The organism is Paenibacillus sp. CR_12 (assembly GCF_041953985.1).
Classification (GTDB): Bacteria; Bacillota; Bacilli; order Paenibacillales; family Paenibacillaceae; genus Paenibacillus_AQ; species Paenibacillus_AQ lautus_A.
The window spans coordinates 1222763-1244094 of the sequence record NZ_JAVFHO010000002.1 but is presented as its reverse complement, the minus strand read 5'-3'; the positions used below and the strand labels follow the sequence as shown (position 1 = coordinate 1244094).

The 21332-nt window shown below is 51.6% G+C and carries 22 protein-coding genes; all 22 read left to right on the top strand.

The genetic code is table 11. The features are described from left to right. Positions 1-17: 17 nt before the first annotated feature. Positions 18-2051 carry a flagellar biosynthesis protein FlhA gene (gene flhA, locus RB297_RS09370; protein ID WP_009594696.1) on the top strand — a complete coding sequence of 678 codons (2034 nt, stop codon included), beginning with the start codon at positions 18-20 and terminating at the stop codon, positions 2049-2051. Next, a complete protein-coding gene (gene flhF / locus RB297_RS09365) occupies positions 2048-3487 on the top strand; it encodes a flagellar biosynthesis GTPase FlhF (protein WP_192571279.1) in 1440 nt (479 codons plus the stop codon). Before flhA ends, flhF begins: the two co-directional genes overlap by 4 nt. Beyond that, entirely contained in the window at positions 3484-4374 is an 891-nt protein-coding gene (locus tag RB297_RS09360; protein WP_213579192.1) for a MinD/ParA family protein, read from the top strand. Before flhF ends, RB297_RS09360 begins: the two co-directional genes overlap by 4 nt. Before the next feature lie 38 nt (positions 4375-4412). After that, positions 4413-5747: a protein-glutamate methylesterase/protein-glutamine glutaminase gene (locus RB297_RS09355; protein ID WP_192571280.1), complete on the top strand. Its 1335-nt coding sequence runs from the start codon at positions 4413-4415 to the stop codon at positions 5745-5747. A 23-nt stretch (positions 5748-5770) separates the two neighbouring features. Next, positions 5771-7840: a chemotaxis protein CheA gene (locus RB297_RS09350; protein ID WP_192571281.1), complete on the top strand. Its 2070-nt coding sequence runs from the start codon at positions 5771-5773 to the stop codon at positions 7838-7840. 51 nt (positions 7841-7891) lie between these two features. Continuing rightward, positions 7892-8353, top strand: coding sequence for a chemotaxis protein CheW (locus tag RB297_RS09345; RefSeq protein WP_009594767.1), 462 nt, complete (start codon positions 7892-7894; stop codon positions 8351-8353). Between the two features lie 36 nt (positions 8354-8389). Beyond that, positions 8390-8983 carry a chemotaxis protein CheC gene (locus RB297_RS09340; protein ID WP_285857496.1) on the top strand — a complete coding sequence of 198 codons (594 nt, stop codon included), beginning with the start codon at positions 8390-8392 and terminating at the stop codon, positions 8981-8983. Further along, positions 8976-9473, top strand: a complete 498-nt coding sequence (locus tag RB297_RS09335; RefSeq protein WP_015736313.1) for a chemotaxis protein CheD — start codon at positions 8976-8978, stop codon at positions 9471-9473. The genes RB297_RS09340 and RB297_RS09335 overlap by 8 nt, the downstream gene beginning before the upstream one ends. Before the next feature lie 2 nt (positions 9474-9475). Further along, positions 9476-9880, top strand: a complete 405-nt coding sequence (locus tag RB297_RS09330; protein ID WP_375120307.1) for a hypothetical protein — start codon at positions 9476-9478, stop codon at positions 9878-9880. Between the two features lie 15 nt (positions 9881-9895). Next, positions 9896-10684: a FliA/WhiG family RNA polymerase sigma factor gene (locus RB297_RS09325; protein WP_009594718.1), complete on the top strand. Its 789-nt coding sequence runs from the start codon at positions 9896-9898 to the stop codon at positions 10682-10684. Positions 10685-10714: 30 nt separating this feature from the next. Further along, a complete protein-coding gene (locus tag RB297_RS09320; RefSeq protein WP_096774505.1) occupies positions 10715-12124 on the top strand; it encodes a flagellar assembly protein A in 1410 nt (469 codons plus the stop codon). 58 nt (positions 12125-12182) lie between these two features. Further along, positions 12183-12494 (top strand): hypothetical protein, encoded by a 312-nt coding sequence (locus RB297_RS09315; RefSeq protein ID WP_015736311.1) that lies wholly within the window; start codon positions 12183-12185, stop codon positions 12492-12494. Positions 12495-12519: 25 nt separating this feature from the next. Beyond that, on the top strand, positions 12520-13065 hold the full coding sequence (locus RB297_RS09310; protein WP_375120306.1) for a DUF6115 domain-containing protein: 546 nt from the start codon (positions 12520-12522) through the stop codon (positions 13063-13065). Further along, positions 13062-13676: an endolytic transglycosylase MltG gene (locus RB297_RS09305; protein WP_145037611.1), complete on the top strand. Its 615-nt coding sequence runs from the start codon at positions 13062-13064 to the stop codon at positions 13674-13676. The genes RB297_RS09310 and RB297_RS09305 overlap by 4 nt, the downstream gene beginning before the upstream one ends. A 238-nt stretch (positions 13677-13914) precedes the next feature. Next, the gene (gene rpsB / locus RB297_RS09300) at positions 13915-14613 is read left to right on the top strand and encodes a 30S ribosomal protein S2 (protein WP_009594753.1); all 699 of its coding nucleotides are present in this window, start codon (positions 13915-13917) and stop codon (positions 14611-14613) included. 234 nt (positions 14614-14847) lie between these two features. Further along, entirely contained in the window at positions 14848-15498 is a 651-nt protein-coding gene (gene tsf, locus RB297_RS09295) for a translation elongation factor Ts (RefSeq protein ID WP_009594741.1), read from the top strand. A gap of 297 nt (positions 15499-15795) precedes the next feature. Next, entirely contained in the window at positions 15796-16524 is a 729-nt protein-coding gene (pyrH, locus tag RB297_RS09290) for a UMP kinase (RefSeq protein ID WP_006211297.1), read from the top strand. Continuing rightward, positions 16524-17078, top strand: a complete 555-nt coding sequence (gene frr / locus RB297_RS09285; RefSeq protein ID WP_009594750.1) for a ribosome recycling factor — start codon at positions 16524-16526, stop codon at positions 17076-17078. The genes pyrH and frr overlap by 1 nt, the downstream gene beginning before the upstream one ends. 73 nt (positions 17079-17151) lie before the next feature. Then, a complete protein-coding gene (locus RB297_RS09280) occupies positions 17152-17919 on the top strand; it encodes an undecaprenyl pyrophosphate synthase (protein ID WP_009594721.1) in 768 nt (255 codons plus the stop codon). A 20-nt stretch (positions 17920-17939) separates the two neighbouring features. Next, entirely contained in the window at positions 17940-18740 is an 801-nt protein-coding gene (locus tag RB297_RS09275; RefSeq protein WP_015736308.1) for a phosphatidate cytidylyltransferase, read from the top strand. Between the two features lie 17 nt (positions 18741-18757). Next, complete coding sequence (locus RB297_RS09270) at positions 18758-19897, top strand: 1-deoxy-D-xylulose-5-phosphate reductoisomerase (RefSeq protein WP_096774503.1); 1140 nt, start codon at positions 18758-18760, stop codon at positions 19895-19897. A 137-nt stretch (positions 19898-20034) separates the two neighbouring features. Further along, on the top strand, positions 20035-21303 hold the full coding sequence (gene rseP / locus RB297_RS09265) for an RIP metalloprotease RseP (RefSeq protein WP_374705884.1): 1269 nt from the start codon (positions 20035-20037) through the stop codon (positions 21301-21303). Positions 21304-21332 lie beyond the last annotated feature (29 nt).

Below are 21332 nucleotides of genomic sequence, written 5' to 3'. Positions count from 1 at the left end.
CCGGAGGCGTCTGTGCAGTGAAAATAAAAGATCTATCTGTCCTTGCGGGTGTCATTGGCATCGTACTCATGATGATTCTTCCGATCCCGATATGGCTGCTCGATGTACTTCTGATTATCAACATCTCGCTGGCGCTCATCATTTTGCTGGTGGCCATGAATACGAAGGAAGCGCTCGATTTCTCCATTTTTCCTTCCTTATTGCTCATCACGACACTCTTTCGAGTAGCGCTTAACATATCGACAACGAAGCTGATCCTGTCGGAAGCTAACGCAGGCGAAGTTGTTGCCACGTTCGGCAAATGGATTGCCAACGGCGAAATTGCGGTTGGCTTCATCGTCTTCTTGATCCTCGTCGTCGTACAGTTCATCGTCATTACCAAAGGGTCGGAACGGGTAGCCGAGGTTGCGGCAAGATTTACCCTCGACGCGATGCCGGGTAAGCAGATGAGCATCGATGCGGATCTGAACGCGGGTCTGATCAATGAGCAGCAAGCCAGGGAGCGCCGCAGCAAGATCGAGCGCGAAGCCGACTTTTACGGCGCCATGGATGGTGCGAGTAAATTCGTCAAGGGTGATGCCATCGCCACGATCGTCATCATGCTCATCAACCTGATCGGCGGATTTATTATCGGGATCTCGATTCACGGCATGTCGTTCGGAGACGCGATGAGCACCTACTCGATCCTGACGATCGGGGACGGATTGGTCAGCCAGATTCCGGCTCTCCTGATTTCCACGGCCGCGGGCCTGATTGTTACGCGTGCTTCATCCGAAGGAAATCTGGCTGAGGATCTGACGGGGCAGCTCTTCTCATATCCTCATCTGTTGTACATCGTTGCAGGAACCGTCCTGCTGCTGGGAATCTTCACACCGATTCATCTGATCACGACCGCGCCGATTGCACTCATACTATTTATCGCGGCACGGACGATGCAGAACAATTTGGATCGCAAGCAGGTGGAAGTGGAGCAGCTGGAAGAGGAACAGCAGATCGAAGAGGTGCGAAGCCCGGAAAGCGTGATCAACCTCTTGCAGGTCGATCCTATCGAATTCGAATTCGGATATGGGTTGATTCCGCTGGCAGACGCTCAGCAGGGCGGGGACTTATTGGACCGTATCATTATGATCCGGAGACAATGCGCGCTTGAACTGGGACTCGTCGTGCCGGTCATCCGAATTCGCGACAATATTCAACTAAAACCGAACGAATATGTCATAAAAATAAAAGGGAATGCTGTCGGCGGCGGTGAATTATTATTAAATCACTATCTCGCCATGAGCCCGGGATACGAGGACGATTCCGTAACAGGGATCGAAACCACGGAACCGGCGTTCGGGCTTCCTGCACTGTGGATTGACGAAGCCATGAAGGAACGGGCGGATCTGGCCGGTTATACCGTTGTGGATCCACCGTCCGTCGTTGCTACCCATCTGACGGAACTCATTAAGAGACATGCCCATGAGCTGATCGGACGCCAGGAAACCAAGGCATTGGTCGACAATATTCGAGAAAGCTATCCGGTCCTTGTGGACGAGCTCATTCCTTCCGTGCTGACCATCGGGGAAGTGCAAAAGGTATTGGCCAAGCTCCTTCGCGAGAAGATCTCCATCCGCGATATGGTTACGATTCTCGAGACCCTTGCCGACTACGGGCATTATTCGAAGGACCCTGATGTCCTTACCGAATATGTAAGGCAAGCCCTCTCACGGCAGATTACACAGCAATACGCTCAAGAAGGAGAGGCGATGCGGGTCATCACGGTCGGACCGCAGCTGGAGAAGAAGATCGCCGAGAGCGTTCAGCAGAGCGACCAAGGAAGCTATCTCGCGATGGATCCGGCATCCACGCAGAGCGTGTTTCAAAAGCTCAGTGAGCAGGTCAATCGTATTATTCAGATGGGACAGCAGCCCGTGCTTCTGACCTCGCCGGCCATAAGAATGTATTTGCGGCAGGTCATAGAACGAAGCATGCAGGATATCCCGGTGTTGTCCTATAGCGAGCTGGAGCCTAACGTCGAAATTCAAAGTGTCGGAGTGGTGAACTTATGAGAGTGAAAAGGTATATCGTCGACACGATGCCAGAGGCGATGCAGCATATTCGTACGGATTTGGGTGCGGATGCCGTCATACTGAGCACGAAGGAAACCAAGGTAGGCGGGTTCCTCGGGATGTTCACCCGCAAGAAAATAGAGGTGATCGCGGCGGTAGAGCAGGCGGAAAAGCCCAAGGGCTCTGCGCCGGTCAAGCCCAAGGTTACGCCTTCTGTTCCATCAGGGGCGGTACCCAAAGCCTACCAACGAACGGCTGAAATTTCGAAGCAAGGCCCTAAAACCTCCCCGCTTCCAGTGAATAACGCGGATGCCGCAGCGGATGCGCGGCAAGAGGCCGACTATAGCCGCTTTGCCGAGTTGCTTAGCCAGGTGGCAGCTTCCGAGGAGGTTGTGGACAGGCAAAAGGACGGGGTCAGCCAGACGCAGCAGCCTGCAGAGGCTGATCCGGCAGCGGAACGCAGCGATTCAACGGAAGCCGCTGCTTCTCTTGAAGCAAAGAAACCATCCCGCGGGGGACAGGAGGAGTCGTTAAGTTCACGACTGGGAATCAGCGAATCCGAACAGAGAGTCCTTGAAGAGCTTAAGGAAATGAAGGAATGGATCGCGCGATTATCCAGGCAGAATCTGGAGGCGCAGCATCTTCCCGAGCCGCTGCATGTTATCCGGGATCAGCTCCTGAAGCAGGATTTATCGGCCAAGCTGGCGGAAGAGTGGCTCGCGGCCGCGGAAGATGCCTGGAAAGCCAGCCAAATGCAGATGAGCGAGACCGAGCTTCTGAACGTGATTTACAAGCAGGCCGAGGCGTTCCTTGAGGGGCGTATCGGCGACGGCGTTCAGCCCGGGACGCGGATCGTATATGTCGCTGGCCCAACGGGGGTCGGCAAAACAACCACGATTGCGAAGATCGCTGCAGAGCAGCTGTTCCGCAATCAACGCAAGGTAGGCTTCATTACGTCCGATACGTATCGGATATCCGCCGTTGAACAGCTTCGCACTTATGCTTCCATTCTCAATGTGCCGATGGAGGTCGTGCAGTCGCCCGGCGACATGCAGCGAGCCCTTCAGAAGCTCCAGGACTGCGATTTGGTATTAATGGATACGGCCGGCCGGAACTATCGGAATGAGCTGCTCGTTTCCGAGCTTCAAAGCCTGTTCTCCCATTCCGATCAAAGCGAAACTTATCTTGTCCTCAGCCTCACATCCAAGAGCAGCGATATGATCGAAATCGCGGATCATTTCAGCAAATACGAGCTGGATAAGGTTATTTTCACGAAGATGGATGAAACCGGAAGCTATGGCGCCTTGTTTAATCTGATCGATGCCCACAACCTTCGCCTGTCTTATATGACCAATGGTCAAAATGTGCCCGATGATCTGTTGATGGCCGACCCTGAACGGTTATGCCGTCTGCTGCTGGGAGAGAGTCGTACATGACGGATCAAGCTCACTCGCTTCGCCAGTTGGTTTCGGCCCAGCAGCCCGGGGAGAGCGCCAAGGCGACCTCCGCAAGAACCGCCAAGATCATAACGGTCAGCAGCGGCAAGGGCGGGGTTGGGAAATCCAATTTCACGTTGAATTTTGCATTGACTTTGCAATCGATGGGAAAAAGGGTTCTGGTCTTTGATGCCGATATCGGCATGGCAAACATTGACGTTCTGATGGGTGTAAGCTCTCGGTACAGCCTGTATCATCTCATTCGCCGGGAGAAGAGCATAGAAGAAGTGATTCAGTATGGGCCGGACAAGCTGCCTTACATTGCCGGAGGTTCGGGTTTGGCGGACATGATGTCCCTGTCCGAGGAAGAGATGGATTATTTCATATCCCAGATCGAGCGCATTGCTTCCGGGATGGACTACATTATCTTCGATACAGGGGCCGGGCTATCCAAGGAAAACATGAAGTTTATTACGTCCGCTGATCAATGCCTTGTCGTTACGACGCCGGAGCCGACGTCCATCACGGATGCCTATGCGTTAATCAAGGTGGTCCACGGCACGGAAAGCAAGGTTCCGTTCAGCCTGATCGTCAACCGTGCAGGGGATGAGGAAGAGGCTCGTGAGGCGGCGGGCAAAATTATTTTGACGGCCCAGCGTTTTCTGGACATCGACATCAAGCTGCTCGGCTCGATTGCCGATGATACGCATGTAGTCCAGTCCGTCAAGCGGCAGGTTCCGTTTACGGCAGCTTATCCACGGTGCAACGCTTCCAGCGATATCAGACGGATCGCGCTTCGTTACTTGGCCGTTCCTGCTGCCGCAGAGCCGGAAACCCCGAAGGGAATCAAAGGATTTATGCATCGATGGCTTAAACGTACGAAATGATTCTTCGGTTGGATTAATGGAAATAGGAGTGGACATCTATGAAGCCTTTTCGTGTGCTCGTCGTGGACGATTCCGCATTTATGAGGAAAATATTTTCCGATTTCATCGAGCGCGACAAGTCTTTCCAGGTTGTCGGGACAGCCGAGAACGGGCTTGACGCTGTTGAGAAAGTAAAGGAACTGAATCCTGACGTCATTACGCTTGATGTAGAAATGCCGGAAATGAACGGGCTGGATGCTTTGAAACTCATTATGGATGCGGGACCCCGTCCGGTTATCATGTTATCCGGCCTTAATGAACAAGGCATGAGGGAGACCATTCTTGCCCTCGAGGCAGGAGCGTTTGATTTTATACGAAAGCCTTCCATATCGAATGCGCTTGATATTGAGCAGGTGCGTTCCGAATTGATGAAGCAGCTGAATGCGGCGATGCAGGCTAAACAGCGGAGGGCCTTGTGGGAAGAAGAAGAGCAGAAACGGCGGAGTGCGGACATCACGCTTCCTCTTTCGCCAAAGCCTTCTGAGACGACGCCGAAAAAGAAGCCGCAGGTGAAAGAAACGAGACCGGCGGCCAAAGGAACGGATCAGCGCGGCAAGCCGGCTGAACCGCTTCGCATGCCGGTATCCCGCTCGGCCGGGGAGAAGGCGGCTCTCCCGGATGTACCGGAGCTTTCCGGTTTCAAGCGAAAACGGGTTGAACGCAAAAATGAAGCGGAGTCGGCCCCAGCCGTGCTTCCCAAGAACGAGAGCCGCCCGCCGAGAGAGGCAAATGCCCAGCCGTCAACTGACCTGAAAGATTTGGTGGCGGTCGGCTGTTCAACGGGTGGCCCTAGAGCATTAAAAGCTTTTCTCGAGAAAATTCCCGGCGACTTCCATGCCCCGATCGTCATCGTCCAGCATATGCCGCCGAATTTCACCAAATCGCTTGCCCAGCGCCTGAATTCATTCAGTCAGCTGGAGGTCATGGAAGCAGAACACGGCATGGTATTAGAGCCGGGCAAGGCATACATTGCTCCGGGCGGCAGCCATATGAGGGTTCATCGCTCGGAAGGCGGTGCATACCAAATCAGGATAAGCCAGGATGAGACTCGCAACGGCCATCGCCCTTCGGTGGATGTGCTGTTCGAATCCCTGCTGCCGTTGACCTCGGTCACGCGGCACGCCATTCTGATGACCGGCATGGGGAGCGATGGAGCAAGAATGATGAAGGAGCTTTACGATGCCGGCGTGACATCCACCTTTGCCGAGAGCGAGCAAACCTGCGTCGTATACGGGATGCCGAGATCTGCCGTCGAGCTGGGATGCGTAAGCCACGTTTTGCCGCTTCATGAAATTGCACCGAGGATGGTTCAAGCTGTAAATAACGGAAAGTGAACTTGAAGAGGAGGTGTCTCTCAATGGACATGAATCAATATTTGACAATGTTTATTGATGAGTCAAATGATCATCTGCAATCATTAAATGAAAACATGCTTCAATTAGAAAGCAACCCGGACGATATCGGGATCGTACAGATTATTTTCCGATCGGCTCATACGTTGAAAGGCATGGCGGCAACGATGGGATTTGAGGATCTGGCTTCTCTTACCCACCAGATGGAAAACGTGCTGGATCTTGTCCGGAACGAAAAGCTTAAGATGCAGGATTTTATCTTTGATACGCTCTTCAAAAGCTTGGACGCTCTTGAATCGATGGTGCAGGATATTACCGAAGGCGGCGACGGGAAGGCGGACGTGTCCGCTATTGTAGCTTCCTTGCAGTCCATTGTGCGCGGAGAAGGCGCCTCGGCTAACGGGGGATCTGTCGAAGGGAATAATGCCGCTGTGGCCGTTCAGGGAATCGAATTGGATGAGTTTCAATTTTCCGTGCTGGATCAATCGATTTCAGAAGGTCATAAGGTTCTATATATCCAAGTGACATTGCGAGAGGATTGCCAACTCAAGGCGGTTCGGGCCTACATGGTATTCGAAGCGCTGGAGAGATCCGGTGAAATCGTCAAGACCTATCCGGACGTTCAAGAGATTGAACAAGGTGAATTCGATCGCGTATTTTCGTTGTATTACATAACGCAAAGAGAAACGCAAGATATTGAAAGCCAGATTCTGGGCGTTTCAGAGATTGAAGCTGCGACAGTGGTGGCGCTCGATCATGAATCCTTGCAGCAAATGGTTCAGGAGAGCGCGGCTACAGCCGAAGCGGTAAAGCCCGAAGCTCCTTCTGTAGCTCCGGCGGCCGGGGTTTCAACGGAAGCAAAAAGCGCTCCGGCGCCTGCCAAAGAATCCAAGGCACCTGCGCGTAATGCGGGTGGAGGCAATCCTTCCAGAACGATCCGGGTAGATATTGAACGGCTGGATGTATTGATGAATCTGTTCAGCGAGCTTCTGATTGACCGGGTGCGCCTGGAGCAGCTGGCCAGCGAGTCCAGGAACCAGGAGCTGACGGACACGGTTGAGCATATGAGCCGCGTAAGCAGCGATTTGCAGAATATCGTCCTGAAGCTGCGCATGGTGCCAGTGGATACGGTATTCAACCGTTTTCCTAGGATGGTGCGGGACCTTGCCAAAACATTGGATAAGAAGATCGACTTGATTATTACCGGGGCCGACACGGAGCTGGACCGCACGGTGATCGACGAGATCGGCGACCCTCTGGTCCACTTGCTGCGGAACTCGGCTGACCATGGCGTCGAACCTGTTGCCGACCGCATTGCAGCCGGTAAACCGGAGACCGGTACCGTGCACCTGCGCGCGTTCCATAGCGGCAACAATGTGTTCATCGAGATTGAAGACGACGGGCGCGGCATCTACCGCGATAAAATTTTGAAGAATGCGCTGGCCAAAGGCGTCGTCACGGAGACCGAGGCAGCGTCCATGACCGATGACGAGGTGAATCAGCTGCTGTTCGCTCCCGGATTCAGCACGGCCGAGAAAATTTCGGATGTATCCGGCCGCGGCGTAGGGCTCGACGTCGTTAAATCGAAGATTGTTGCCTTGGGCGGTAACGTCACGATCTACTCCACCCCGGGAAAAGGCACCAATTTTTCGGTTCAGCTTCCATTAACGCTGTCCATCATTGCAGCCATGCTGATCCGGATGGGATCGGAGAAATATGCGATTCCGTTGTCTTCCATCGTTGAAACGGGCATCATCAAGCGCGGGCAAATCAAGCATGTGCACGGAAGCCGCATGATTCAGTTCCGGGAGTCGATGATACCGGTGATCTCGCTTAGCCGTTTGTTTGAAGTTCCGGATTTTGATGAGGAGCGGGAAGAGGAAACGGAGATTGTTGTGATCCGCAAAGGGGATCGTTTGGCTGCGCTCACCATCGATGATTTTATCGGACAGAGTGAAATCGTCATTAAAAACCTGGGCAAATATTTGCCTGCCATACAAGGGGTATCCGGCGCGACCATTCTTGGAGATGGCCAAGTGGCTCTTATCATCGACGCAAATGCATTTATCAAATAATGGGTTGCTATCAAGCACGGCAGGCCACACATTCTGAAGGAGGACTTATTCATGGGAGAAGAAATCAAGGTTATCGTCTTTAGACTTGGCGAGGAAGAATACGGCATCGAGGTGGACAAGGTTCAAACCATCGAAAGAATGATGCCCATTACGCGCGTTCCCAAAACCTTTGCTTTCGTAAAAGGGGTTATCAACCTACGAGGCGTCGTCATCCCAGTGATCAATCTGCGCGGCCGATTCGGTCTGGAAGAGGTTGAAGCAACCGATCAGACACGGGTTATTATCGTAGCGGTCAATGATATGCAGGTTGGCTTTATCGTGGATTCGGCAAGTGATGTCATCGATCTGAATACGGACAGCATTGACTCTCCACCTGAGGTTGTCGGCGGAATTAAAGCGAAATACCTGCGCGGTGTCGCGAAGGTAGGAGAGGAGCGCCTTCTCGTCATGCTGAATTTGTCCGAAGTGTTGAACAAGAGTGAGATCATTCAGCTGGAAGGCCTTGAGGAGTAGACAGTGGAGCTGTTTAAGCATGGCAAAGAAATCAAAATGGATGTTTTGAAGGAAGTGGGAAACATCGGAGCGGGCAATGCGGCAACCGCCCTCTCCCGTTTGCTTAACAAGCCTATTGATATGGCGGTTCCTAAGGTTCAACTCCTGCCGTTCGAACAGATTGCCGAAAGCGTCGGGGGGAGCGAACAGCTCGTACTTGCCGTATTTTTACGGGTTGAAGGAAGCGCTCCGGGGAATCTCTTCTTTATTATGAGTCCGGAAGCGGGGAAGAACCTTCTGCTGAATCTGGCGGGCATTGAAGTATCGGAGGAGGAGCCATTCTCCGAGATGGAGCAGTCCGCCTTATGCGAGATCGGAAATATTTTGTCAGGCTCGTACTTATCGTCGCTCGCTGACTTCACCAATCTGTCCATGACACCCACGGTGCCGGCATTGGCAATGGATATGGCAGGTGCCATCCTGAGTTATGGATTGCTGCAATTCGGAGAAATGGGAGACGATGCCCTCTTAATCAACACGACGTTCCTGGAAGGGCAAAACGAGGTGGAAGGCCAATTCTTCCTCATACCTGATCCACAATCATTTGCTCAAATATTCGAAGCTTTGGGAGTGCCTTTAGAGCATGATTGAAGAACAAGCAATAGTGAAAGTAGCCATGGCGGATCTGAACGTCGCAGGTCCAAACGGTATATTGCGTACAACGGGACTCGGCTCATGCGTAGGACTGACGTTATATGATCCGGTCACGAAGATTGGCGGCATGGCGCATGTCATGCTGCCATCCTCGGCGATTGCCAGGGAGGGGCAGCTGAATCTGGCCAAATACGCCGATACGGCTCTTCCGATCCTGCTGAACAAGATGAGGAATTTGGGGGCGTCTCCGGCGCGGATGGTAGCCAAAATGGCCGGAGGGGCTCAGATGTTTGCTTTTGCGGGTTCGGGCGATACGATGCGCATCGGTCCCCGGAATGTGGAGTCATGCAAAGCGGGACTCGAGCAGATGGGAATCACGCTGATAGCCGAGGACACCGGAGGAAATTACGGGAGAACCGTTGAGTTGGACTGCGCAACGGGTAAGTTTACAATACGAAGCGTACAAAAGGGCATAAAGGAATTGTAGCGATGATGGGAAAACTCCGTTTTTATCTGATTACCGGAATTGCCGGGTTTGTGTTCACATTTATTTTCTCCATACGTAACAATTTGTGGATGACTAGCATGTATCGGGCGCTGATTGCATGCGCGATCTGGTTTCTTCTGGCGTTCCTGCTGAATTGGATGTTTGCTGCCATTACGGGGACGCGAGCAGCCGAAAAAGGGGACGCAGGCTCGCAGCGGGAGCAGGACCGAGGAACCGTTCTTGACTTATCCACGCCTGATGAGGATCGGGAATTGATGGATTTGATCCATGCCGAATCCAGCAGCAAAGAGAATGGAGACTTTGTACCGCTGAATCCTCCTAAGCTGGTTTCAACGAAAGATCCTGAAGAACTGGCCAAGGCCGTTCGTCACCTTACGGAAAAATAAGGAGGGTGAAGGCAATTGGACGAACGTAAAACTTCCGTCCTTAACCATGCGGATTTATGGAGCGCATGGAAGGAAGATGGAGACCATGAAGCGAAGAAGAAACTTATCGAATATCATTTGCACATCGTTGACTATGTTTCAAGCCGATTGGCCATCGGTCTTCCGAAGAACGTTTCTAAGGGAGATTTGGCCAGCAATGGGGTAATGGGTCTGATTGACGCCATCGAGAAGTTCGATTACAAACGAGGGCTGCAATTCGAAACCTATGCCTCTTGGCGGGTGCGGGGTGCTATTCTGGATTCGCTGCGCCAAGGGGATTGGGTACCGCGTTCTGTCCGTGAGAAGGCGAAGAAGATTGAAACTGCATATCAGCAGTTGGAACAGAAGTATTTACGCAGCGTCAGTGATTCCGAGATGAGCGATTACCTTGACGTGACCGAGAAGGAGTTCCGGCACATGCTGCAGGAAGTGGCGGTCATGACATTGACATCTTTGGAAGATCCGATCCGCGAGGAGGAGTCTGAGACCCGAATGTCGCTCCTGGTTGATGAGAAAGCGAAGAATCCGGATCACAAGGTCCATGAATTTTATCTGCGAGAAGCCCTGATGAAGGGTATCGGTAAATTAACCCCGAAAGAGCGGACCGTAGTTTCCTTATTATATTATGAGGATTTATCACTCAGCGAAATAGCTGAAGTGATGTCGCTATCACCTTCACGAATATCTCAGCTTCATTCCAAAGCGATTTTGAGACTTCGGGGCGCGCTCGATAAAGATCGGGATTTGCTGATGCAAAACGATTGACGCTTGCCATTTATGAAGGGGGTTCCTGGATTGTCTGTAGATTATGCATTGGATCAATACTTTAGCGTTTCGCTATCGGATGACAAGGTCGTCGCCTATATACAGTTCACCAAGTGGGAGAAGGATTTTTCTTGCTCCGTCGAGGCTCTTGAACAGTTTCTCAGAAGCCATCAGATTCGGTATGGCATTCAATATGATACCTTGCGGCGAATCGCGGACCATGGGGAGGAATATCAATATAGCAGAACGCCCATTGCCATGGGAACGGAACCGACGCACGGACAGAACGGTAAAATTCAATTTACCGTCGATTTCGGGAATGAGACGAATCTGAAGCCGCTGGAGGACGAGGACGGCAAAGTGGACTTCAAAGAAGTGATTCGTTTAAATAATGTAAAGAAGGGCCAGCTGTTGGCTACCCGAATCCCGCCTACGAAGGGTGTGCCTGGAACTGCGGTCACCGGCGAAGAGATACCGAGCAAGCCGGGAAAGGAAGCACATTTCAAGGTGGGGAAGAACGTGGTGGTCAACGCCGAGAAAAGCGCCATGTACGCCGCGCTTGACGGACTGCTCACCAAAACCGAAAAAGGCAAAATCAATGTGTTCCCGGTATATGAGATTAACGGGGACGTGGATTACAGCATTGGCAATATCGATTTTGTCGGTACGGTGGTCATTCGCGGGAATGTGCTGACCGGGTTCAAAATCAAGGCGGCAGGGGACATTCGAGTCACGGGCTTTGTGGAAGGTGCCGAGCTGGAGGCTGAAGGATCCATTGATATATCAGGCGGGATCATCGGTTATAACAAGGGTTACGTAAAGGCGGGCCAGGACGTCAAAAGCTCGTTCATTCAGGATGGCAACGTCGTTGCGGGCGCCAGCGTATTCGTGTCGCAGAGCATCATGCATTCCAATATACGAGCTGTCCAGAATATCGAATGCAACGGGATGAAAGGGCTCGTAGTGGGCGGCATTCTGCAAGCCGGGGAAAAGGTCGTTGCGCGCACGATCGGAAACAGCATGTCGACGGCTACCGTCATTGAAGTGGGCGTTCTTCCCGAGCTGCGGAATGAACTGGCGGATCTAAGAGCCCAATTGAAGCTTTCATTAGAGAGCATGGACAAAACCGATAAAGCGCTTTATCTCTTGAACCAGTTGGCTTCCTCCGGACAATTGTCGCCGGACAAGCTGGCGCTGCGAATCAAGCTGAATGCGACCAAAAAATCCAACATGGCAGAGCAAGCCGACATCAAGGAACGCATGCTGGAAATCGAGAAGATGCTGGAGGATACCGGCAAAGCCAAAGTGAATGTGGTAAAGACGATCTACGGCGGCGCCAAAATCGTCATCGGGCGGTACACCCGATTTGTTAAGGATCCCACGCAGCGGGTCTCTTTTTACTATCATGAAGGAGATATCACCATGGTTCCGTTGTTGTAGGAATGAAAGACATTCACAATGCTTGTGGACATGATCCCTATACCATGAGGTGATTCCATTGAGTTTAAAATCGGTTGAGATGCAAATTGCGGTCCCGAGAACCAATGAAGCGGGCAAGGTTCATAACGAATTCCAGCAGCGGCCGCAGAACGAACAGATGCTGCTAGCAGGTGAACAAACCAAGAACAGCCGGGCCGAAGCCCAGCGAAGCACGGAAGTGAGCGAGACGGCCGAAACAGCCGTGCGGGATGACGGGAGCCGCCAGTCCTCAGGCCAGCAGCAAGGGCGGGGGTCTGCAGAAGCGGGCGAGACTTTGGAACAGCCGGCGGAGCACCCCTATAAAGGCAAAAATTTCGATGTTTCGCTCTAGATAATTTATAGGCACAAAGGAGTTAATGGATTTGAAACCGTGGATATATATCGTGCTGCTAGGCATTGCGGCCGTGCTGTATGCTTTCATGCTGCCGAAACGCCGGGAAGAGACCGTGTCCAGCGAGCGGGTTGTAAAGGAAGTCGAGAACACGCTTGAAGGATACATGGCGGAAATCCAGAACGAGAACGAGCAGCTGGTCGAGCTGGTTAGTCAAATGAAGAAAGAACTTGATGCCAAACAGCAAGCGCATCAGGAGCAGGTCAGCGATTTGCGGCAGCGCATGCTGGCCATGGAGCAGAAAATGACCGAATCGCAAACGCGTCTTCGAACGGCTGAAGAGAAGCTGGCGCAGGCAGCTGGGGCGGCTTCTTTGTCTGCAGGAGCGGCTGCAGCGACATCGGAGGCGGATCATGCCCCTCCGGTCCATTCCATCAAATCCAGATACGCGGAACTGTTTGATTTATATGAACAAGGCAAATCTATCGATATGATAGCCAAGTCCACGGGACTTCAGCGAGGCGAAGTTCAACTCATTATCCAGTTGGCCAAACAGGAGGAATCCGTGTGATCAAGAACCGAATGTTTATGATGGGCCTCGGGAGCGGTCTTGTGATCGCCGCTGTGCTGCTGCAGCTGATGTGGATCGGCCAAGGCGCAACCGCTTCGGAGACAAAGGAATTAACGAAGGAGCAGTTGGTGGCTGCAGCGGAGGCTTTGGATATGCAGGTCGTCGAAGGTACGGACGAGCTGATGACGGCGGAGCAGTGGGAAGAGAAGAAGCTGGGCGAGGGAGAAGGCGAGTCCGAAGGTGCCGAACCGGTCGATAAGCCTGAAGCGACGAAGCCTGAGGCGCCGGAGAAACCGGAGAGCCCGGAGAAACCAGAAACGGACGCGCAGAAGAAACAGGAAGCTTCCTCCCAGGTAACGAATCCGGCCAAACCGAAAACACCGGCTAAAGCCGAAGCTTCTATTCAAGTAAAGATTCCATCCGGAAACAATCTCAGCGATGTAGCAAACAGCCTTCTGAATGCCGGGGTCATTGACAACAAACAGGCATTCATCAAAAAAGCTACCGAGAATAAAATCAACACCAGAATCCTGAGCGGTACTTACTCGTTTACGATCGGCGAGAGCTACAATTCGATTATCACGAAGATCACGACAAAACCCTCCAACTAGCACTCCGGTTGAGAGTGGTTTTTTTCTTTAGCGTAACTCTTCAAGCCCCTGATTGGCTTGAGCTGGTCATGCACACAAAAGACATTGCAACCTGCCCATGGTTATGTTATAGTAATTGACGGTGTTAAAACACACGCCAGAGTGATTCCGTTGAGGGTGCTTCCTGGAATGGGAGTCTTAATGGAAAATGATCTTGGCGGAGGGACACACAAAAACCAAACTTAGGAGGTGCGTGAAGATGGCAGTAATTTCCATGAAACAGCTTTTGGAAGCTGGCGTTCACTTCGGTCACCAGACTCGTCGCTGGAACCCGAAAATGGATAAATTTATCTTCACTGAAAGAAACGGTATCTACATTATCGACCTGCAAAAAACGGTCAAGAAAGTTGAAGAAGCATTCAACTTCGTAAAAAGCGTAGCTGGTGAGAACGGTACGATCCTGTTCGTCGGCACGAAAAAACAAGCTCAAGATTCCGTGAAGGAAGAAGCGGAGCGTTGCGGCATGTTCTACATCAACCAACGTTGGCTCGGCGGAACTTTGACTAACTTCGAAACGATCCAAAAGCGTATCAACCGCTTGAAGCAGCTTGAAACTTGGGAAGAAGACGGCACGTTCCAAGTATTGCCTAAGAAAGAAGTCATCCTTCTCCGCAAAGAGAAAGATCGTCTTGAGAAATTCCTGGGCGGTATCAAGAACATGAAGGGCCTTCCAAGCGCATTGTTCGTTATCGATCCTCGCAAAGAGCGCATCGCTGTTGCGGAAGCTCGCAAATTGGGTATCCCAATCGTTGGTATCGTTGATACGAACTGCGATCCGGATGAAATCGACTATGTAATTCCAGGTAACGATGACGCGATCCGCGCTGTCAAATTGTTGACTGGTAAAATGGCCGATGCCGTTGTTGAAGCTCACCAAGGCGAAGAAACAACAGCTTAATCGGGATTAAACGTATAAACCATGAATTAAATGAAAAGGGTGGTTGGTAGGTGTATAACCTCTCACTGCCCTTTTTTTAAGATGTCAGGCCGGATTGCGGTAGAAACATCAGGCTTCTGGCAGGGCAAGGGAAACAAATACTTAAGCGTACGGATTTCTTGGAGGGCACGTCGAAGGACGGCTGCTTCAGATCCGAACGCCAAACTTGATCATACCAATATGGAGGGAATTCTAATGGCAGTAACAGCTAGTGCGGTAAAAGAACTTCGCGAAAGAACAGGCGCGGGCATGCTCGATTGCAAAAAAGCGCTCGACGAAACAAACGGTGATATCGAAAAAGCGATCGCGGTGCTTCGCGAGAAAGGCTTGTCCGCAGCGGCTAACAAAGCTGGACGCGTTGCAACGGAAGGCGTTGTCGAGTCTTACATTCACGGTGGCGGACGCATCGGCGTTCTCGTGGAAATCAACTGTGAAACAGACTTCGTAGGCAAAACGGATCAATTTAAAGAGTTTGCTCGCGATATCGCAATGCATATTGCTGCTGCAAACCCTAAATACGTTCGTCGTGAAGAAGTACCTAGTGACGAGCTTGAGAAAGAAAAAGAAATTTTGAAAAACCAAGCCCTGAACGAAGGCAAGCCTGAAAAAATCGTTGAGAAAATGGTTGAAGGCCGCATCAACAAATACTATGAAGAGTATTGCCTGCTCGAGCAGCCTTTCATCAAGGATCCGGACAAAACGATCAGCACGCTGCTTAACGAAAAAATCAGCACAATCGGCGAGAACATCTCCATTCGTCGTTTTGCCCGTTTCGAATTGGGCGAAGGCTTGGAGAAAAAACAAGACAACTTCGTAGAAGAAGTTATGGCCCAGGTGAATAAATAAGCCGGATAGGCTAATATAAGTTATAGAAAAGAGTGGAACACACCTGTGTTCCTTCTTTTTTAAGAGATATAAAGGCATAAGAGAGATAAGATTGTTATAAATTCGGAGTAAAGGCTACCCTTATCTCACAAGAAAGAATGGACTTAGGTCTTGATTAGACGACCAGAAGTTTCTACTTGAGACGGATGTTTTTACCCGATTTTTATAAACCGTCAAGCAGTGCCGGTGTGTCTGTCTGTCGTTTTTCAAACGGGCGTCGTATACTTAAGGCGCCGTCTTAAAGTGGAGGGTTATCATTTGGAACAGCCTGTATATAAACGAGTGATATTGAAAGTCAGTGGGGAATCCCTTTCAGGGCAGAATGGATATGGTATTGATGCTGAGACGATCTCATCGATCGCTGAGCAGGTTCGCGAGGTTGTCGAGCTTGGTGTGGAGGTCGCGATCGTATGCGGCGGCGGCAACATTTGGCGCGGCATTGCCGGCAGCGCGAACGGAATTGACCGTGCGACAGCGGACTATATGGGAATGCTTGCAACGGTGATGAACTCTTTGGCCCTTCAGGATGCTTTGGAGCAGATCGATGTGCCGACCCGGGTGCAAACCTCGATCTCCATGCAGCAAATCGCCGAGCCGTATATTCGCCGCAGAGCCATTCGGCATCTGGAAAAGGGACGTGTCGTTATTTTTGCGGCAGGAACAGGGAACCCATACTTCTCCACCGATACGACTGCAGCGCTTCGCGCCGCGGAAATCGAAGCAGAAGTGATTCTTATGGCGAAGAACAAGGTGGACGGAGTGTACTCCGCTGATCCATTTAAGGATGAAACTGCCGAGAAGTACGAGCAGCTGACGTATCTAGACGTATTGAACAAAAACCTTGGGGTAATGGACTCTACAGCTTCATCGTTATGTATGGACAACAACATCCCGCTCATCGTCTTCGCTATTACGGAGCAAGGTAATATCAAGCGCGTCGTTCTGGGCGAGAAAATCGGAACGATCGTTAAAGGGAGTGTAGACTAATGCCGCAATCGGTGAAAAAGAATGCAGAAGAACGCATGGAAAAAGCGATCCTGTCTTTGAAACGTGACTTGGCAACTCTGCGCGCAGGGCGGGCAGCGCCGGCGCTCCTCGACCGGATCACGGTGGAATACTACGGAGCGCAAACCCCGCTGAATCAGCTGGCTAACATCAGCACGCCGGATTCCAGAACGCTCATGATTCAGCCTTGGGACAAGTCGTCCTTGGCGGATATCGAGAAAGCGATCATGAAATCGGACATCGGATTGACACCGGCGAACGATGGTAATCAAATTCGTCTCGTCGTACCTGCATTGACGGAAGAACGCAGAACCGAACTGGTGAAAATGACGAAGAAATTCGGCGAGGAAGCGAAAGTGGCCATCCGCAACATTCGCCGTGATGCCAACGACGACATCAAAAAATTGGAGAAAACGGATATTTCCGAGGACGAGTCCCGGAGACATCAGGAAGATATCCAAAAAGCGACGGATAAATTTATCGCAGAAGTCGACAAAGTCCTCGTTGCTAAAGAAAAAGAGATTATGGAAGTATAAGAGACTTGTGGCCCCTCCTGTCAATGGTGGGGTTTGTCTCTTTTTTTGCAGAAAGATGCCTGGAGGAAATGGAATGATCAAACGGGTTCGATCGTGGTTGAATCAGGAGGACAGTCAGCAGACGCATCAGCTCTCTCCGGACAACATCCCGCATCATGTTGCCATCATCATGGATGGCAATGGGCGTTGGGCGAAACGGCGCGGCATGCCGCGGATCGTTGGCCATCAGAATGGCATGAAGGCTGTCAAAAGAGCCGCCATAGCCGCCGATGAGTTGGGAATCAAAATATTGACGATGTATGCTTTCTCTACGGAAAACTGGACGCGTCCGAAGGATGAGGTCGATTTTCTTATGAAGCTTCCGCAGGAGTTTCTGGCTATTGAGCTGGAAGAGCTGATCGAGAAAAATGTCCAGGTCCGCATGATGGGGCATCCGGAAGACCTTCCGTCCCATACCGTGTCTGCGATGGAAGAAGCTGTTGCGAAAACTGCCGGCAATGACGGGCTTGTGCTTAACTTTGCGCTCAATTACGGCAGCCGGAAAGAGATCACCGAAAGTGTCAAGGCGCTCGGACGGGAAGTGCGAGACGGAATTCTCCGTCCTGAGGACATTACAGAGGAACTGATTGGCCAGCGGCTCCTCACAGGCGAATTGCCGGATCCGGATTTACTGATCCGCACAAGCGGCGAGCTGCGGCTGAGCAATTTTATGTTGTGGCAGCTCGCGTACAGCGAGTTATGGTTTACGGATGCCTATTGGCCGGAGTTCACCAAAGACCATTTGGTGGAGGCCGTAGCCGATTATCAACAAAGAACTAGGCGCTACGGTGGACTGTCGTAGCCGATGGAGGATGGAACGTTTTGAAACAGCGATTGATTACCGGAATTATAGCGGGAGCGGTCTTTTTAGGATTATGTTTCATAGGCGGTCTGTGGTACCATCTTCTAATTCTGGCGATGGCGCTAGTCGGTTACTATGAGTTTGTGCGCATGACCCATACGGCACCGTTCGGGGGAACGGCATGGATCGGGTATGCGGGAGTGCTGCTGCTTGTATTTCCATGGGGTCCGCTTGATCTGAAACTTCCGATCCCATGGGAACATGTGCTTTGGCTCCTGCTGCTCTTATTTTTGCTGGCGACGGTGACCACGAAAAATACGATAGATATCAAGCGGATCTCTTTATTGTTTTTGGCATCGGTCTATATCGGCATCGGATTTTCCTTCATAGCCGAATCTCGGCATGCTCCGGACGGGCATGGCGTATTTTGGACTTTTTTGCTGCTGGCCTCGATCTGGGCAAGTGATGCGGGCGCGTATTTTGTCGGCCGCGCCATGGGGCGCCATAAATTATGGCCTTCCATAAGCCCGAACAAAACGGTGGAGGGTGCGCTCGGCGGTGTGATCATCGCCGTGTTCACGTCGCTGCTCTTTTCATTCTACTCAGATGGAATCCTGACGGCTGGACATGCGGTTCTGATTGGGCTTTCCTGCGCCGTTATCGGCCAGCTCGGCGACTTGGTGCAATCCGCCTATAAACGGGTGTATGACATCAAGGATTCGGGCAAGCTGCTGCCGGGACATGGAGGAATACTGGATCGATGCGACAGTTGGATCGTCGTATTTCCGTTTGTACATATATTGAGTCTCCTGCCTTACTGATGAAAGGAAAGATGAGCATGAAGAAGATCAGCGTACTCGGCTCCACGGGCTCCATTGGCACCCAAACCTTGGATGTGGTGAGGAAGCACCGGGAACAATTTCAGATTGAAGGCTTGGCTGCGGGGAGCAATAAGGAATTGCTGCTTCAGCAGGTTCAGGAGTTTTCTCCGCGAAAAGTGTCCGTTGCGACGAAAGAGCTTGCTGACAGTTTAAGGCATGATCTTCCTGCCGGAACCGAAGTGTTTCATGGCCATGAAGGCCTGATCGAGATTGCGGCAGCGACAGACGCGGAGCTGGTCGTTACTGCGGTCGTTGGAAGTTTGGGCCTTTCTTCTACGCTTGCGGCCATTAACGAGGGGAAGACGATCGGGCTTGCCAACAAGGAAACATTGGTTACCGCAGGTCACCTGGTTACCGCTCAAGCCGCTGCAAAAGGGGTAAAGCTCTTGCCGATCGACAGTGAACATTCCGCCATATTCCAATGCTTGAACGGAGAACGGCATGAAGATATCGAACGGATTACGCTGACCGCTTCCGGCGGGTCGTTCCGGGATTACACCCGCGATCAGCTGGTCAACGTTACGGTGGAGGATGCGCTTAAGCATCCAAACTGGTCCATGGGCGCCAAAATCACGATCGATTCAGCGACCATGGTCAATAAAGGGCTTGAGGTCATTGAAGCGCATTGGTTGTACGGCATACCGTACGACAATATTTCCGTGCTTCTCCACCCGGAAAGCATCATCCATTCTTTTGTGGAGTTCCGCGATTCCAGCATTATCGCGCAGCTCGGCAACCCGGACATGCGGGTCCCGATTCAATATGCGCTGACTTATCCCGAGCGGTGGTCTTCGCCTGCACCAAGGCTCTCCTTGGCAGAAGCAGGAAAGCTGCACTTCCGGGAAATGGACCTTGAGCGTTTTCCTTGTTTAAGGCTCGCTTATGAATGTGGTAAAATGGGTGGTACAGCGCCAACGGTATTCAATGCGGCCAATGAAATCGCGGTCGCCCGCTTTCTCCGCGGCGAAATCTCTTTTCTGCGAATCGAAGAGATTATCGAGGAAGTGCTGCATAGTCACCATAACGTGCCGGAACCGGCGCTGGAGACGATTGAAGAGAATGATCGGATTGCACGTGAAATAGCTTCCCGACTATAAGTTTTGAAGTGTTTTTGAAATCTCCCTTGAAAAAAAGCGGACAGCTTGTGATTCTCTTGTGGACGACAGGAGAATAATGATAATCTATAGGGACATACTGCGTTCTCAGAGGAAAAGGGGGATGTAAAGAATTGGAAATGGTTCGGGTCGTTTTTTTAACGGTGCTCATGTTTTTTGTGATCGTTACCGTGCACGAATGGGGTCACTATTATTTTGCCCGGCGTGCCGGAATCTTGGTACGCGAGTTCGCGATTGGATTTGGTCCTAAGCTGTTCTCATATAAACGCCATGAAACGCAGTTCACGCTTCGTCTTCTCCCGTTCGGCGGATATGCCCGCATGGCCGGGGAAGATCCGGAACTTGTCGAGATTCAGCCCGGTCAGACGATTGCGGTTCGAGTGAATGCAGAGAATCAAGTGAAAAAGATTTATCTGGATCAACTCGACAACCGTAAAAATGTCATTCGCGGCGAAGTCCAGTTTATCGACATGGTGGACCGTTTGTCGGTGAGGCTTGATGTGGATGGTGAATTTCAGCAGTACGAGATCCATCCGCAAGCATTAACGGTAGCTAAAGGTGTCGAGACGCAGATCGCACCGAGAGACCGCCAGTTCGGCAGCAAGACCGTCGGCCAAAGAGCGCTTGCGATATTTGCCGGTCCTGTCATGAACTTTATTTTGGCCTTCGTGCTGTTTGCCCTTCACATTCAGATGGCCGGTATACCGGTCGAGAATCCAACCTACGTACAGATAGGCGAGATTACGAAAGGCATGCCAGCAGACGAAGCCAATCTGAAAGAGGGCGACATCATCGAGAGCATCAACGGAACGGCGATTGGGGCCGATTATCAGAAGATGATCGAATTGATTGCGGCCTCCAAGGACAAGCCGATGGAATGGACCGTACGTCGAGGAGAGGAATCTTTCGATTTGACGTTGACGCCTCGGACCATGGAGGGCCAGGAAGGCGGCAAGGTCGGGATCGTTCCTGAGCTTCCTACCCGATCCGCAGGGCTTGGAGAGACGATTACCGGCTCCGGGACGGCGATGGTTGACACCACCAATATTATTTTCCAGGGCTTCAGACAGTTGATTCAGAAGTTTTCCATGGATGATTTAGGCGGTCCGGTGCGCACCTTTGAGGTCACGGGTCAAATCGCCAAACAGGGTATCGAACAGCTGACCTATTGGGCGGCCATTCTAAGCTTGTACCTGGGCATATTCAACCTGCTGCCGATTCCGGCGCTGGATGGAAGCCGGCTCGTATTCTTGGGGATCGAGGCATTACGGGGCAAGCCGGTTGACCCGAACAGGGAAGGCATGGTTCACTTTATCGGGTTTGCGATGCTGTTCCTGTTAATGATTGCCGTCACCTATAACGATATTTTGCGTTTGATCAACGGATAGACCTTAAGGTACGGCTCGGTGCGCCAGCC